This window comes from Rhodopseudomonas julia, from assembly GCF_030813515.1.
GTDB lineage: Bacteria > Pseudomonadota > Alphaproteobacteria > Rhizobiales > Afifellaceae > Afifella > Afifella julia.
The window spans coordinates 566,221-581,159 of sequence record NZ_JAUSUK010000002.1 but is presented as its reverse complement, the minus strand read 5'-3'; the positions used below and the strand labels follow the sequence as shown (position 1 = coordinate 581,159).

The following is a 14,939-nucleotide window of genomic DNA, read 5'->3' as shown; positions in this document are numbered from 1 at the left end:
CTCACTCCCCTTCGGCGACGGCGTCGCCCCAGGCGCTCATCGTTTCCGTCATGCCGAAGCGCCTGTCGCCCTCATCCATCACCGCCGACGGACAGGCGAAGGGATAAGGCAGCATCGACCGCCGCACGGTTTTGACCGGCGCGATAGCCTCCAGAGCCGCGACGATTTCCGCCGGCAGCGCCGCATCGGCGACGATCTGCTCCCCGCTCGACGCATCGATGCGCGGCTGCCGAAACGCCGCGCCGAGATCCATGCCGAAATCCGCCATGAAAGACGCAAGCTGCGTCACCGCCGAAACGATCTTGCGCCCGCCCGAGGCGCCGAGCGCAAAGCGCCGCCCATTCGCCTCGCCCAGCACCGGACAGACATTCATCAAACATGTCTTGCCGGACCCGAGCGAGTTCGGCCGCCCCGCGACCGGATCGAACCACATGATGCCGTTGTTCATCAGAAAGCCGGTCGAGGGCGACACCACGCGCGATCCGAAGAGTGACAGCAGGGTCTGGGTGTGGGCCACCATATTACCGTCGCGGTCGACGACCGAGAAATGCGTGGTCGAGCCGGCGCATTCGGGAATCTCTCCGTCATGCCCCATATGTTCGAGCCGGTCGCGATAGGCCGCAAAGAGGGCCCGCGCATAGGCGGGATAGGCCCGCTCCTGTGACGACAATTGCTCGCCAGCAAGCTCGCCCATGGCACGCGCGAAGGTCGGGCCGGCGGTGAGTCCGGGCATGACGTGAAAGAGCGCATCGCGGTAGGCGACCGACATCGGCGATTTGAACCTGGCGCGATTGCCGGCGAGATCATCCACCGTGAGATAGCCGCCCTTGTCGCGGATATCCTGCGCCATCGCGGCCCCGAGATCGCCGCCATGCAACGCGGCCGCGCCCTCTCGGGCAAGAACCTCGAGACTGTCGGCCATGCGGCCCTGATCGATCCGGTCTTCCGCGATCCCCGTCCAGGAGAAGGGCCGCGGCCATTGGCCGTCGGCGAGGAACATCGCCGCAGCGTCCGGATCGCGCGCGAGATCGCGGGTCGCCGTCGCGATGATGAGCGCCGCATACCAATCGACCCTCATCCCCTCTCGGGCATGGGCGATGGCGGGCGCCAGCAACTCGGCCCAGGGCAGGCGCCCCCAGCGCCGATGGGCAGCCTCCAGCCCGTCGACGACAGCCGGCACCGCCACGGCTTTCGCACCGATGACGTTGCGATCTTCGACGACGCGTTCCCAGGGGAAAAGGTCGGTGGCCGCCCCCTCGCCCGACAGAGGAAAATCCTCGATTTTCAATCCCGCCGGCGCACGCATGCCGAAATCGAGCGCATGCGCCTCGCCGCTGTCGGCGCGCCAGTGCATCGCCGCACCGCCGCCGGCCGGTCCGCTCATCCACGGTTCGAGCACGCCGCAGACGAAGCTGCAGGCGACCGCCGCATCGACGGCATCGCCGCCCGCCCGCAACACTTCGGCGCCAGCCTCAGACGCGAGACGATGCTGCGAGGCAACGACGCCGCGTTCCGTCTCAACAACATGTTTGCGGATCTCCATCGTCCGCGACAGAGCTTCCGACATCACGCACCCAACCGGCAGTAGAGCGCAGCGGCGAGCCTGGCCCGCTCGACCAGGCTGTCGATAAAAATATGCTCGTTGAGCGTGTGCAGATCCTTGCCGCGCACGCCGATCGAATCGAGCGTCGGCAGGCCGAGAAAGCCTGTGAAATTGCCGTCCGAGCCACCGCCGGCGGACGCGCCGCTCAGCTCAAAGCCGATCTCGCCGGCGATCTCCTGGGCGAGCCCGAACATCTCCATCGTACCGGCTTGATCGGGCGCCCAGACCGGCCGGGTGACGCCGCGGGTGACTTCCAGCGTCACATCGCCTTCGGTCGAATTGAAGGCCATCATCTTGGCGATGCCTTCATCCAGAAGCTCCTGCGTCTTCGCCATGCTCAGCACCTCGGCATCGCAGACGGAGGAGACGCAATTCACCCATCGCCCGGAATTGAAGACGCCGACCGAGAACGTGCAGTCTTCCGTCGTCATGGCTTCGATCTCGGCGACCTTCTTCGCCATCGCGGCGATCGCCGAGCGCCCTTCGGCGAGCTGCCAGCCGGCATGGCTCGGCTTGCCGCGCGCCGTCAGATTGAAGCGGGCAATCGCATAACGCCCGATCACCGCACCGCCGTCGGGCCGCGCCGGTTCCGGAACCAGGATATATTTGTGACGCTTCGCCTCGGCCTCGATCAGCTCACGCGTCGAAGGCGTGCCGATCTCTTCGTCGGGCGTGAACAGGACGGTCACCGGCAGGGGCGTCTCGATCCCGGCCGCAAAGAGCTTCCGAAGCGCATCGAGATAGACGTAATTGCCGCCCTTCATATCCATCAGGCCGGGGCCGTAGCATATCTCGCCCTCCCGCTTGAACGGCAGGACATCGATCGTGCCGAGCGGATGCACCGTGTCGAGATGGCCGAGAAGCAGGATGCCCCCTTCGCCCGCCCGCGCATGCGGCATCGTCGCGCGCACGCTGTCGCCGAGCCCCATGCGGCCCGGAATGCGCTCGACCTTGCCGCCGAGCGCTGCAAGCTCGTGTTGCACGACGTCCATCATGCGATTGACCGCCGCCGCATCGAAGGTCGGGCTCTCGGTCTCGATCCAGGGCTTGAGGCCCGCGAGCATCTCCTCCGCATTGAACGGTAGATCGAGCGGATTCATCATCGGATAGCTCCTCTAGCGGCCGCCGCTTCCGGCGGGTCGGGCTGGTTGGATGTCGGAGAAGAAAAGAGCGAGGGTGCGTCAGGCGCCGCGCTTCAGACGCTTTTCGACGATGCGCGCATAGATCGAGGCACCAACCGGAAGGATCGCGTCGTCGAGCACGAAGGCCGGATTGTGCAACCCGATCGACCCCGCATGCCCGACCCGACAATAAGCTCCCGGCACCACCTTCAGCATGTCGGCGAAATCTTCCGAACCGGTCATCTGATCGCTGGTTTCGAAGGCCATATCGGCGCCGACCACCTCTTTCGCCGCATCGACATAGGCAGTGGAAAGTTCCGGGTCGTTCATCAGCACGTCGAAGACATTGCGGAGATCGGCCGTAATCTCGATCCCATAGGCCTGGCTCAAGCCCGCACAGAGATCCTTGATCCGCTGGTGCGCCATCTCCGCCACGTCGTCGTGGAAATAGCGGATCGTGCCGGAAATCGTCGCCGTGTCCGGCACGACATTGTAGGCGGCGCCGGCATGGAACGTCGTCACCGAGATCACCACCGGCTTCGTCGGCGGCGCGTTGCGGCTGACGACGCTCTGCAATTGCTGCACCAGCGCCGTGCCGATGACGATCGGATCCTTCGACTGATGCGGCATGGCGGCATGGCTGCCGGTGCCCTTCACCGTAATGTCGAAGAAGCTCGCCCCCGCCATGGCCGGCCCCGGCGCCACGGTGACGATCCCGGGCTCGGCATTCGGATCGTTGTGCATGCCGTAGACCTCGTCGCACGGGAATTTCTCGAAGAGACCTTCGGCAATCATCCGGCGCGCCCCGCCGAGCCCTTCTTCGGCCGGCTGGAAGATCAACACGACGGTGCCACCGAAATCGCGCGTTTCGGCGAGATATCGCGCCGCACCGAGAAGCATCGTCGTATGCCCGTCATGACCGCAGGCATGCATCCGCCCCGGATTTTGCGAGGCATAGGGAACCCCCGACGCCTCCTCGATCGGCAGCGCGTCCATATCTGCGCGCAGCCCGACCCTGCGGTTGCCGCCGCCCTCTCCCTTGATCAGCGCTACGACGCCGGTGCCACCGATGCCCTCATGCACCTCGTCGACGCCATAGGCGCGCAGCTTTTCCGCAACGATTCCAGCGGTGCGCGTCTCCTCGAAGCCGAGTTCCGGATGCGAATGGAAGTCGTGCCGGATCGCGGTCAGTTCGGCTGCGAATTCTTCGATCTTCGGGATGACGCTCATGCGGAGGCTCCTTCGGTAAGCGGCGGCGTGCCGAGCGCGCGGAAATTGGCGAAGTCCCATTCCCGGCCGGGCGCGGCCTCGATCAGATTGCGGGTGTAAGGATCATGCGGGTTCTGCAGGACGTCGCCGGCAGCGCCATGCTCCACCACCCTGCCCTTCTGCATGACGAGCACCTCGTCGCAGATCTGTGCGGCGACCCGCAGATCATGGGTGATGAAAAGCATCGCGATGCCGAACCTCTCCTGCACATCGTCCAGAAGGTCGAGCACCTGCGCCTGCACGCTCACATCGAGCGCGGAAACCGCCTCGTCGGCGATCAGCAAATCGGGCTTCATGGCGACGGCGCGGGCGATCGCAATGCGCTGCCGCTGTCCTCCCGAAAACTGGTGCGGATAGCGTTTCAGGGCATCGCGGGGCAGGTCGACGAGCTCCATCAGCTCCGCGGCATGCTCCATCGCCTCAGCCTTCGACGTGCCGAAATTGATCGGCCCCTCGCAAAGGCTGCGCGCCACGGTCCAGCGCGGATTGAGCGAGCGGTAGGGATCCTGGAAGACGATCTGCAGATGCTTGCGATGCGGTCGAAGCTGCCTGCGCGACAGCGTCGAGATATCCGTGCCGGCGACGTTCACCTTGCCGCCAGTCGGATCGATCAGGCGGATGATGCAGCGCGCCACCGTGGATTTGCCGGAGCCGCTTTCGCCGACGATGCCGAGAGTGCGGCCTGGCGCAATGGTAAAGCTCACCTCCTGCGCCGCCTTCACGCCGCCCTGGCGCTTGAGAAGGCCGCCGCCGCCGTAGACCATTTCGAGATCCTGGACGTCGAGTACGTCCTTGGCCGAGGCAGCTGGCCGCGCCGGCCGCGGGGCCAGGTTCGGAACGGCGGTCAGGAGTTTCTTGGTGTACTCCTCTTTCGGGTTCGTCAGCAGGTCGCGGATCGGCGCCTTCTCCACGATCCGGCCGTTCTGCATCACGCTCACCGTGTCGGCGATTTCCGCCACCACGCCCATATCGTGCGTGATGAACAGAAGCGCCGTTCCCTTGCGCTCCTGCATTTCCGCGATGAGCTTCAGAATCTGCAGCTGCGTCGTGACATCGAGCGCCGTCGTCGGCTCGTCCGCGATCAACAGATGCGGATCGAGCACCAAGGCCATGGCGATCATGATGCGTTGCCGCTGACCGCCGGAAAGCTGGTGCGGATAGGATTGGTAAATCCGCGCCACATCCGGCAAATGCACTTGCTCCATGATGTCGAGCGTGCGTTTCTTGGCCTCCGCCTGCGAGAGATCGGTGTGCATGTTGAGCACCTCTTCGATCTGCTCGCCGACCCGCAGCACCGGGTTGAGTGCCGTCATCGGCTCCTGAAAGATCATGGAGATCCGGCGGGCCCGCAATTCGCGCATCTGCGCATGCGTCGCGGTGGTGATCTCGAAGCCTTCGACGTCGATCTCGCCGCCCTGCACTTCGAGAGCCCCTTTCGGCAGAAGCCCCATGACGGCGAGCGAGGTGACCGATTTGCCCGAGCCGCTTTCGCCGACCAGACAATGGGTTTCCCCCGCCCGGATATCGAGATCGATGCCGTTTAGCACCGGTGCCGCATTGGGCCGCCCTGTAAGGCCGACCTTCAGCCCGCGGATTTTGAGGACGCGATGGGCATTCGAGAAGTCTCGCGATGAAAACTGCATCTCAGCCCTCCCGCTTTTTCATGCGCGGATCGAGAAGATCGCGGGCGGTATCACCGAGGAGGTTGATCGCCAGGATACACAGCGACAGGAGAAGTCCCGGCCAGAAAATGAGACCGGGCTTCACCTGAAAATAGCTCCGCCCCTCGGCCATGATGTTTCCCCAGGTCGGGATCTCGGTTGAGACGCCGGCGCCGAGAAAGCTCAGGATCGCTTCGATCAGGATTGCCGAGGCACACACATATGTCCCCTGCACGATGAGCGGCGCGAGCGTGTTCGGCATCAAATGCTGGACCAGGATCTTCGGCATCGACGAGCCGAGCGCGATGGCGGCCTCCACATAGGGCTCCTCGCGCGCCGACAGCACGACGGAACGCACCAGGCGGACGACGCGCGGCACTTCGGGAATCGTAATGGCGATGATCACCGAGCCGAGGCTCGGACCGTTGAGGGCGACGAGCGCGATGGCGAGAAGGATCGCCGGGATCGCCATCAGGCTATCCATGATGCGCATGATGATGCCGTCCGCGGCGCGAAAGAAGCCGGCGACGAGGCCGATGATGAGGCCGATGACGACGCTGACGAGAGCCGCGCCGACACCGATGAGGAGCGACACGCGCCCGCCGGTCATCACCCGGCTGAAGGTATCGCGCCCATACTGGTCCGTGCCGAGGAGATGCACCTCCGAAGGGGGCTTCAGGCGGGACATGGAATCCATCGCCAGCGGATCGTAGGGCACGTAAAGCGGCGCCAGCAGCGAAGCGAGCACGATCGCCACGAGGATCGCGGCCGCGATCATCGGACCTGCGCCGAGACGCGCTCCGGCCGGGAGCGAGAAAAGCCCGGTCAAGACCTGGAAGGCGCTATGGCGGGAGGGGGAAATCTCAGCCATGTCAGTAGCGGATCCTCGGGTCGAAGAAGGAATAGGAGACGTCGACGATCAGATTGACGAAGACGTAGATGCCGGCGGTGAAAAGGATCATCGCCTGGATCACCGGATAGTCGCGCGCCAGGATCGCATCGACGGTGAGCCGGCCGATCCCGGGAATATTGAAGACGCTTTCCGTCACCACGACGCCTGAGATGAGGAGCGCAAAGCCCGTGCCGATGATCGTCAGGATCGGCACCGCGGCATTGCGCAGCGCATGGCGGAAAAGCACGACGTTTTCGCGCACGCCTTTGGCGCGGGCGGTGCGCACGTAATCCTCGCCCAGCACTTCGAGCATGGAGGCGCGCGTCATTCGGGCGATCAGCGCCACATAGATCGTGGCGAGCGTCAGCGACGGCAGGATTGCCCGCGTCAGGAACGGACCAATCCCGTCAGACAACGGTGCGTAGCCCTGCACCGGCACCCAACGCAGCTCGATCGCGAAAATCTGGATCAGGATATAGCCGATCACGAAGACGGGAACGGAGAAGCCCAGAACCGAGAAGGACATCACCAGGAAATCGACCCAGGTGCGGTGGCGCCAGGCAGCGATCACGCCCATCGGCACGGCCAGAAGCACCGAGATGATGATGGTCATGATGGCGATGCTGATCGTCGGCCCGAGCCGGTCTCCGATCATTCCTGCAACCGGTGTGCTGGAAATGAGAGAGGTGCCGAGATCGCCGTGCAGCATCTGCCCGATCCAGGTGAAGAACTGGATATGCAAAGGGTCGTTGAGGCCGAGGCGGTCACGGATGCGCTCGAGCTGCGCAGGCGTGGCGGCATCGCCGGCGAGGATCGCCGCCGGATCGCCGGGCGTCAGGCGAAGCAGAAGGAAGACGAAGACCGCAACGATCGCCATCACGGGGATCGTGGCGAGGATCCGCTTCAGGATATAGCCGAACATGATCGGTCTCCTTGCCGCGAGGCCTGTTTGAGCCTCAGCGCAAATTTCGAGACAGGACGGCCGGAGACGCGCTTATGAGCGCGTCTCCGAAGGTGGATCACTCCGCCTCTTTCGTCATGTTCCAGAAAACCGGAACCGGCGACGGGATCATGTTCTGGATCGAATTCCGCCGCGCCTGGGGCATGTTGTATTCGCCGAGATGGATGTAGTTCACATTGTCCATCACGTGCTTCTGGATCGCGACGGCGGCCGCTTTGCGCGCCTCCTGATCCTCCGCACGGGCGAATTCATCGCGCAGCTTTTCGATCTCGGGATCATCGGGCCAGCCGAACCAGGCATCGTCGCCACGCCCGTTCACCATCACGTTGATGAGCGGATCGGAAATCTCCGGCACCATCCAGTTCGTGAAGAAGATGTTCCAGCCGCCCTCTGAGGGCGGGTTCTGCTGCGCGCGCCGTTGCACGACCGACTGCCAGTCCATCGCCTGCATGTCGACATTGAAGCCCGCCTGGCGAAGCGCCTGCGCGGCGACAACCGGCTGATTGGTCAGGCTGACGACATCCGTCGGCTGCATGAGCACCACCGGCGTGCCGTCGTAACCGGCCTCTTCCAGAAGCTTCTTGGCTTCTTCCGGATGCGCACCCGTAGTGATCGGCTCGGAGCCGGATTCATCGCCGAGCGGCGTTCCGCAGCCGAAGATCGCGCCGCAGACCTTGTAGTACTTGTCGGAGCCCATCATCGTGGCGAGCACGTCTTCCTGGCTCAGAGCCAGAAGCGCCGCCTGACGCACCTTCTTGTTGTCGAAGGGCGGGTGGAGGAAGTTCGGCCGGCCTATCGTGACGAAGCCGAGCGGATCACGCATCTCCACCGTCACGTCCGGCGCGTTCTCGATCACCGGCAGAAGGTCGACCTGCACCTGCTCCAGATAGTCGATCTCCCCGGCCGCGAGCGCATTCATCGCGGTCAGATTATCCGGCATCGTCGTCCAGACGACATGATCGACTTTGACCGTCTTGCCGCCGGCCATCCACGAAGGCGGCTCGTCGCGCGGCACGTAATCCTCGAACTTGTCGTAGGTGACCGAAGCGCCCGGCTCGTATTTGTCCTTGTTGAAGACGAACGGGCCGGAGCCGATGTATTCGGTGATCGGCTCGTCCGGCGAGGTTTCCGCCACCCGCTCCGGCATGATGAAGGGCGGCACGGCGGACTGCTTGGAGATCACGTTGAGGAGCGGCGGGAAAGGTTCCGACAGCTTCCAGACGATGGTCTTGTCGTCCGGCGCTTCTAGGCTTTCCGTCACGTCGAAGATCATCTGACCGCCGGAATCGCGCTTGCCCCAGCGGTTGAGCGAGGCGACGACATCCTTGCCGGTGACCGGCGCACCGTCATGAAACTTCAGCCCGTCGCGCAGGGTGAAGGTATAGGTCAGCTTGTCGTCGGAGATATCCCAATCCGCCATCTGCGGCTGGGGCTCGAAATTCTCGTCCACGGCCGTCAGGACATCATAGATCATGTAGCCGTGATCGCGGGTGATATGGGCGGTCGTGATGACGGGATCGAGCACGCGCAGGCCCGAATGCATCACCGCCGTGATGGTCTTGCCGTCATCCTGCGCGTTGGCGACAGCGGGTGCCGACAGCACGCCGCCTGCAAGAAGCGCGGCGGCGAGGCCACGCTTCATGCAAGAAAGTGGTTTCAAGCTCTGCATACATCCCTCTCTCGGATTCGATCTCTTGGTGCTTTGTCATTATTGGACCGCGGCGATGTTCTCCCCGCCTGGGTCGGAATGCGCCTTCGCGGCGCTCGCTTCTCCGAACAGAGGTCCGTTCGGGAAGAGTTTCATATCGGCCGGAAGCCGCGTGAACGGCAGATCGGCAGGATTGAAAGGCATGGGGCCAGGCGCCAGCGCCACGAGGATCTCTGACGCAATGGGCGCAAAATCGGCGCGGAAATGCGTGGAGCTTTTCACCACCAGGATCGCCTGCTCCTCCGGCACAATGCCGACGAAACGGAACATTTCCCGGTCCGCCATCTGCGCGATCCCGCTCGTGACGACGACGCGCACACCGCCGATGCGGAGGCACGCCGAGGGTCCGAGATTGTGCCGCGCGCCGCCGTAATAGGGGCCCGTCGCATGAACCTTGCCGTCGGAGAGACGCTCCACCACCGCCTCCGTCTCGACCGGATGATCGCCGGGCACCCCGGGATGACTGCCGATCGCAAAACGCGCCGTCGCACCCTCGCCGAGCTGATGCGCCTTTTCCGCGCTTGCCGGATCGACGATGAGGCCGATTGCAGCGTTCTGGGCATCGGCCGCGATGAGCGCCCGCAACATCCCGGTCGTCGCCGAAACGCCCCCCGCCCCGGGATTGTCCTGCGTATCTGCAATGACCACCGGCCCCGTTTTGCCGGCGGCGAGACGGGCCGCCTCCGCCACGGCTTCCCCGGCCGTAAAAGTGCGGTTGTCGAAGAGCGGCTCGGCCGCGTCATAGGCTGCCGCGATACGGTCGGCGGCACGCTCCGCCTCCGCCTGCGTCGCCGCGAACGCCATGGCCGTGGGCCCACAATCAGGAATGTCCGCAGCCGGAAAGCCCATGAAGAGCGAGGCCGAGTGCACGCCCTCCCGCTCCAGCGTATCGATCTCGGCGTAAAGCGCGTCTCCCGGCGCCATTTCCGTCGCCTGAAACGGGATCGGCACGAGATAGGACATGCGCCGAAAGGCTTTCGCCGGCCGTTCACCCGTCTCCATCATCCGATGGAGAAGCCTGGCCGCCCGCGCACCGGTCGCCGCCATATCGACATGCGGATAGGTGCGGAAGGCGACGAGCGCGTCGACCGTCTCCACAAAGGACGATGAAATATTGCCGTGAAGATCGAGCGCCGATGTGATCGGGACGGCGTTGCCGACCACCGCACGGACGCGGCGCGCGATCTCGCCTTCCCCGTCGTCGAGATGCTCCGCCACCATGGCGCCATGGAGATCGAGAAAGACGCCGTCGAGCGGCCCCGCCTCGGCGATCCGTTGCACGATCTCGTCTGCGATCGCCTCAAACGCTCCACGCGTCACATAGCCGGAGGGAATCGCCCCGGCCCACAGCGTCGGCACCACGTCCCAGCACTGTTCTCTGGCAACGTCGAGCGCGCCGGCAATGCCGAGATTGACCTCTCGTGCCGCATCGAGAAGCGCGGCCCCCCGCGTCATCCCGATATAGCCTCCGCCGACCCGGAAAGCCTCGAGATCCGCCCGAACCGGAGCGAAAGTATTGGTCTCATGGAGGAAGCCGGCCACTGCGACCCTGAACTTCGTCCCCGCTCGTCGCCCGTCCATTCGCACACACCGTGAAAAGAGGTTGTGTATCGTCAAGCAATACAACTATATTGCACAACGATCATAGTAACCCCCTCAAACGAGCCGTCAAGCTATCCATGAACAGGCGTTTCCGGGCCGAGCCCGCCCAGCCGACAGATTCCCGCCCTTATGAAGACGACAATCTCTTCGTCCGCGCCGCCGGTCGCGCGATGCAGGTTCTGAGCGCATTTCATCACGCACCAGGCCCGCTCAGCCTGTCGGAAATCGCAAGTCGCGCCGGCATCGACAGGTCGGCCGCGCAGCGCCTCGTCCACACCCTCTCAAAGCTCGGATATCTGCGGCGCGGCCCGGGTGATCGCGGCTACCTCCCCGGCATCCGCCTTCTCGACCACACGCTCGACGTGCTCAGGCTCGATCCCGTGGTGCAGAAGGCGACGCCCGTGCTCCTGGAGCTGCGCAAGACGATCCGCGAGCGCGTGGATTTCAGCCTCTATGACGAGACCCGCGTCGTCTACGCGCTGCGTATGCAGAGCAAACGCGAGACCTTCCACGCCACCCTCGTCGGCCATAGCGTGCCGACCTATTGCACGGCGGGGGGTCGGGCCCTCCTGTCGCTCCTCTCCGACGAGGCCGCACGCGACATCGTCCTGCGCACGCCTTTGCACCCTTACACAGCCAAGACCATCGTCGAGCCCGACGCGATCATGGAGAAGATCAAGACGGCCCGCACCGACGGCTACGCCGTCGTCGTGGAGGAATTTCTGCAGGGCGAAGTGGCGCTCGGCGTGGCGATCTCGCGCGGCGACGGTGTCCCCCTCGGCGCAATCCATGTGGCGGGATCGCTGTCGGAATGGACGCCTGAGGATTTCGTCAAACAGGCCTCTCCACTTGCCATGGAAGCGGCGCGGGCGATCATGGGCAGCCTCTGAACGAAACGCGGGACGGTCAGAAGCGGACCCAGACGGCGGAGAAGATCGCCCGCTCGCGAAGCGAGTTCTCGCCATGGACGGTCGCGAAGCTGCCGGCCTGAAGGGAGAGGCGCTCGTTGATATCGTAGACGGCACTCACCTGGAGCTTATGCTCTCGGATGCGCCGAAAGACGCCCTGCGCGGCGCCGACGCTTACCGTATTGAAGGACTGCGCCAACAGAAGAAAGTCCGGCCGCAAGCGGCAGCCGAACGTGAGATCGGCCCGCATCTCGTCTGCCGGCCCGGCCGTGCGGTACCGATAGCCGGCCTGAACGTCGAAGAAAGCGTCGTTCTCGCCAAGCTTGAAGCCGTAGCCGAAGAGCCCGCGCAGATCATATTCCGCGTTGGTGTAGCCGAGATTGGCAGACACCGTGGAATCCGAAGCGCCCGGAATGCGCGCGATCCCCTGAACCGATGCGACCGCCCCGCCTTTCCTGAAGACCTGATAGCGCGCCCCGAGATCGAGATATCCAGGTCCGCTGCTCGTTGAAGCCCCGACCGTAGCCCGCCGGAAACCAGGCGCAGCAATCACGGTCAGGTCGCGCGTCACGCCATATTCGCTGAGCAGCGTGAGTTCCGTTTTCGTGGTGTCGTCAAGATGGCTGTCGAAACCGCCGGAAAGATCGGAGGGGCTCTTCGAAAACACGAAAGACCAGATCGCCTGACCGGCTCCCTCCTCGAGCGTCCACGCGCCGGCCAGAACCGCAGAATCGGGAATGAAGAAGGACGAGACGAGCGAGACGACGAAGAAGCTTCCAACACGTAGGCCACCCGGCCGCGACGCCCCCGCGCCCCCTCGGCTGCTTGTCAGGCGAAACATGCGAGGAAACTCGCCGGCAACTTCTCACCCTTCAGCTTCGCCGAATTTGGAAGGGCGAGCCACGAGACGCGATGAACTCGAAGAACAACAGATTCCGACATCATCACCCGCCACATCGAGGGAGGGATCCAGGCAGAAAGCCTAGACATCATTCCAATAATATTTGCAAAATTCAATTATTATTTAATGTTGACTATAATACAAACTTGGCTCCGCGCCAGATCACACAAACATCTTCATCGAGGTCAATCCGCACCCGGACGAGAGCCTGATCGTGATGCCGACGCATGCGCCAGCACGCTGATGAGCTGGCGACCTATGTCGGCAGGCAGACATTTCGGCAGGCAGACATGTCGGCAGGCAGAGCGGCACGTGCCCGTTCGGATATGCGTCATGTCAGTTTCGCGTCGATGAGCACTCGCAAGCGCTCGGCGTCCGCAGGCGATGCAGGGTTGTAGACGATCATGCCGAGCTCGGGCCGCCCCTCGACGGCGAACGAGGAGAATTCCAGATCGAGCAGTCCGGCCTCCGGGTGATGAATGCATTTCACGCCCTCGCCGTGCGCCACCACGTCGTTGTCCCGCCACAGCGCCTCGAACTCCGAGCTCATCTCGCACAGCTCGGCAACGAGCCGCATCACCTCGGCGCTGCCGCTCGCCCCCGCTCGCGCCACGTCCGCCCGGAACGCGCCGACGACGAAGCGAGCGACGCTCTCCCAATCCTCCTGTTTGGCGCGCACGCGGCAGCTGCTGAACATGAGGCGGAGGATGTTGCGTCGCTCGCGCGGCAGCTTGGAATAGTCGGTCAAAAGCGCCGCCGCGGCCCTGTTCCAGCCGACAACGTCCCAGAGCGCCGTCTTGATGATGGCCGGGCTGAGCGGCATCGCGTCGAGCACACGCTGGAGCCGCGGGGTGACGCCTTCGACCGGCTGGTAACGCACTTCCGGCGGATGGCCGAGGGCCAGCATATAGAGGTGCTCGCGCTCGGGCTCCGTCAGCATCAGACCCTTGGCGATGCGGTCGAGCACGTCGGCCGAGGGCGCGCCGCCGCGGCCCTGCTCGAGCCAGGTGTACCAGGTCGGGCTGATGTTCGCGCGAGCGGCGACCTCCTCGCGGCGCAGCCCAGGCGTGCGGCGCCTGCCGCCGACGAAGCCGAACGACGCCGGATCGAGCCGGGTACGACGATCGCGCAGGTAAATGCCGAGCTGATTGGGCGTCTCGTCGGGCACGGTCGAACCTGTTGTGGATTATACCATGATAAGCTCACTACTTTAACAGGTATCGGCAACTCGCGAAATACGCATCCTCTCAAAGAGGAAGACCCTGATGCGTGTATTTCTGACTGGTGCAACCGGCTTTATCGGCTCGCGAATCCTGCCCAACCTGCTTGCGGAAGGGCACCAGGTGCTTGGCAACGCCCGCTCCGAGGGGGGCGCTCGCAGGCTGCAGGAGGCTGGCGCCTTGGTCCACCGCGGTGATCTCGACGACCCGGCAACGCTTGCAAAGGGCGCCGAGGGCGTCGACGCTGTGATCCACACGGCATTCGACCACGATTTCTCGCACTTTGTGGAGAATTGCGACAAGGACCGGCGGGTGATCGAGGCGATCGGCGACGTGCTTGCCGGTTCGGATCGTCCGTTCCTCATCACCTCGGCCATCGCGATGGGCAGTCCCGGGCCGGGACAGTTCGCCCGCGAGGATATTTTTGATCGCGAGCATCCTCTGCCCCGGATCAAGAGCGAGCTCGCGGGCGTCGCCGTCGGGGAACGGGGCGTCTCCGTCGGCGTCGTGCGGCTGCCCCAGGTCCATGACCCCGTCAAACAGGGCCTGATTTCGCCACTGATCGACATCGCCCGCGAAAAGGGCGTCTCGGCCTATGTGGACGAGGGCAGCAACCGCTGGTGCGCTGCCGCCGTCGAAGACGTCGCCCGCCTCTATGTCCTGGCGCTCGATCGTCATGAGCCGGGCATCCGCTGGCACGCCGTGGCCGAGAAAGCCATTCCGATGCGCGCCATAGCTGAAGCGATCGGTGCCGGCCTCAATGTGCCGGTCCAATCCGTGACGAAGAACGAGGCCGAGACCCATTTTGGATGGCTCTCAGGCTTCGCCAGTCTCGACATGCCGGCCTCCAGTTCCCTCACCCGCGAACGGCTCGACTGGCGGCCTACGGGACCGACGCTTTTGGAAGACCTCGCTCGGATGGATTACTCGGCCAGCGCCGGTTGATCCACGAACGACCGCGCCGTCTCACGGCATGACATTGCTCGATCCCGCCGGCCTTCATGTCGGCGGGATTCAGGCCGGCGAGTTTCAGGAAAGGCGGATCATCGCACAGACGTCCTCGCCTTGCGCAAAACCATCGGCGTCGCGCCCG

Annotated in this window: 12 protein-coding genes; 2 read left to right on the top strand and 10 right to left on the bottom strand. The window is 64.3% G+C overall.

The annotated features are described in order from the left end of the window. Window position 1: 1 nt before the first annotated feature. From J2R99_RS11905 to J2R99_RS11870, 8 genes are all read right to left on the bottom strand, one after another. The gene (locus J2R99_RS11905) at window positions 2–1,567 is read right to left on the bottom strand and encodes a gamma-glutamyltransferase (protein ID WP_307154689.1); all 1,566 of its coding nucleotides are present in this window, start codon (window positions 1,565–1,567) and stop codon (window positions 2–4) included. Then, entirely contained in the window at window positions 1,567–2,703 is a 1,137-nt protein-coding gene (locus J2R99_RS11900) for a M20/M25/M40 family metallo-hydrolase (RefSeq protein ID WP_307155692.1), read from the bottom strand. Before J2R99_RS11900 ends, J2R99_RS11905 begins: the two co-directional genes overlap by 1 nt. Window positions 2,704–2,784: 81 nt before the next feature. After that, complete coding sequence (locus J2R99_RS11895) at window positions 2,785–3,954, bottom strand: M20 aminoacylase family protein (RefSeq protein ID WP_307154688.1); 1,170 nt, start codon at window positions 3,952–3,954, stop codon at window positions 2,785–2,787. After that, window positions 3,951–5,636 carry an ABC transporter ATP-binding protein gene (locus tag J2R99_RS11890; RefSeq protein WP_307154687.1) on the bottom strand — a complete coding sequence of 562 codons (1,686 nt, stop codon included), beginning with the start codon at window positions 5,634–5,636 and terminating at the stop codon, window positions 3,951–3,953. The genes J2R99_RS11895 and J2R99_RS11890 overlap by 4 nt, the downstream gene beginning before the upstream one ends. A 1-nt stretch (window position 5,637) precedes the next feature. Beyond that, entirely contained in the window at window positions 5,638–6,432 is a 795-nt protein-coding gene (locus J2R99_RS11885; RefSeq protein WP_307155691.1) for an ABC transporter permease, read from the bottom strand. 94 nt (window positions 6,433–6,526) lie between these two features. After that, window positions 6,527–7,468, bottom strand: coding sequence for an ABC transporter permease (locus J2R99_RS11880; protein WP_307154686.1), 942 nt, complete (start codon window positions 7,466–7,468; stop codon window positions 6,527–6,529). 97 nt (window positions 7,469–7,565) lie between these two features. Continuing rightward, the gene (locus J2R99_RS11875; RefSeq protein ID WP_307155690.1) at window positions 7,566–9,149 is read right to left on the bottom strand and encodes an ABC transporter substrate-binding protein; all 1,584 of its coding nucleotides are present in this window, start codon (window positions 9,147–9,149) and stop codon (window positions 7,566–7,568) included. Window positions 9,150–9,215: 66 nt separating this feature from the next. Continuing rightward, the gene (locus J2R99_RS11870; RefSeq protein WP_307154685.1) at window positions 9,216–10,796 is read right to left on the bottom strand and encodes a M81 family metallopeptidase; all 1,581 of its coding nucleotides are present in this window, start codon (window positions 10,794–10,796) and stop codon (window positions 9,216–9,218) included. Between the two features lie 98 nt (window positions 10,797–10,894). Here J2R99_RS11870 and J2R99_RS11865 point away from each other — a divergent pair, with 98 nt between their 5' ends. Beyond that, the gene (locus tag J2R99_RS11865; RefSeq protein ID WP_307154684.1) at window positions 10,895–11,707 is read left to right on the top strand and encodes an IclR family transcriptional regulator; all 813 of its coding nucleotides are present in this window, start codon (window positions 10,895–10,897) and stop codon (window positions 11,705–11,707) included. 16 nt (window positions 11,708–11,723) lie between these two features. Here J2R99_RS11865 and J2R99_RS11860 read toward each other — a convergent pair whose 3' ends face one another. After that, window positions 11,724–12,566 carry a hypothetical protein gene (locus J2R99_RS11860; protein ID WP_307154683.1) on the bottom strand — a complete coding sequence of 281 codons (843 nt, stop codon included), beginning with the start codon at window positions 12,564–12,566 and terminating at the stop codon, window positions 11,724–11,726. A 391-nt stretch (window positions 12,567–12,957) separates the two neighbouring features. Further along, the gene (locus tag J2R99_RS11855) at window positions 12,958–13,794 is read right to left on the bottom strand and encodes a helix-turn-helix transcriptional regulator (RefSeq protein ID WP_307154682.1); all 837 of its coding nucleotides are present in this window, start codon (window positions 13,792–13,794) and stop codon (window positions 12,958–12,960) included. Window positions 13,795–13,891: 97 nt separating this feature from the next. Between J2R99_RS11855 and J2R99_RS11850 the strand changes: the two genes are divergently transcribed. Next, window positions 13,892–14,791 (top strand): SDR family oxidoreductase, encoded by a 900-nt coding sequence (locus tag J2R99_RS11850; RefSeq protein ID WP_307154681.1) that lies wholly within the window; start codon window positions 13,892–13,894, stop codon window positions 14,789–14,791. The last annotated feature ends 148 nt before the right edge of the window (window positions 14,792–14,939 follow it).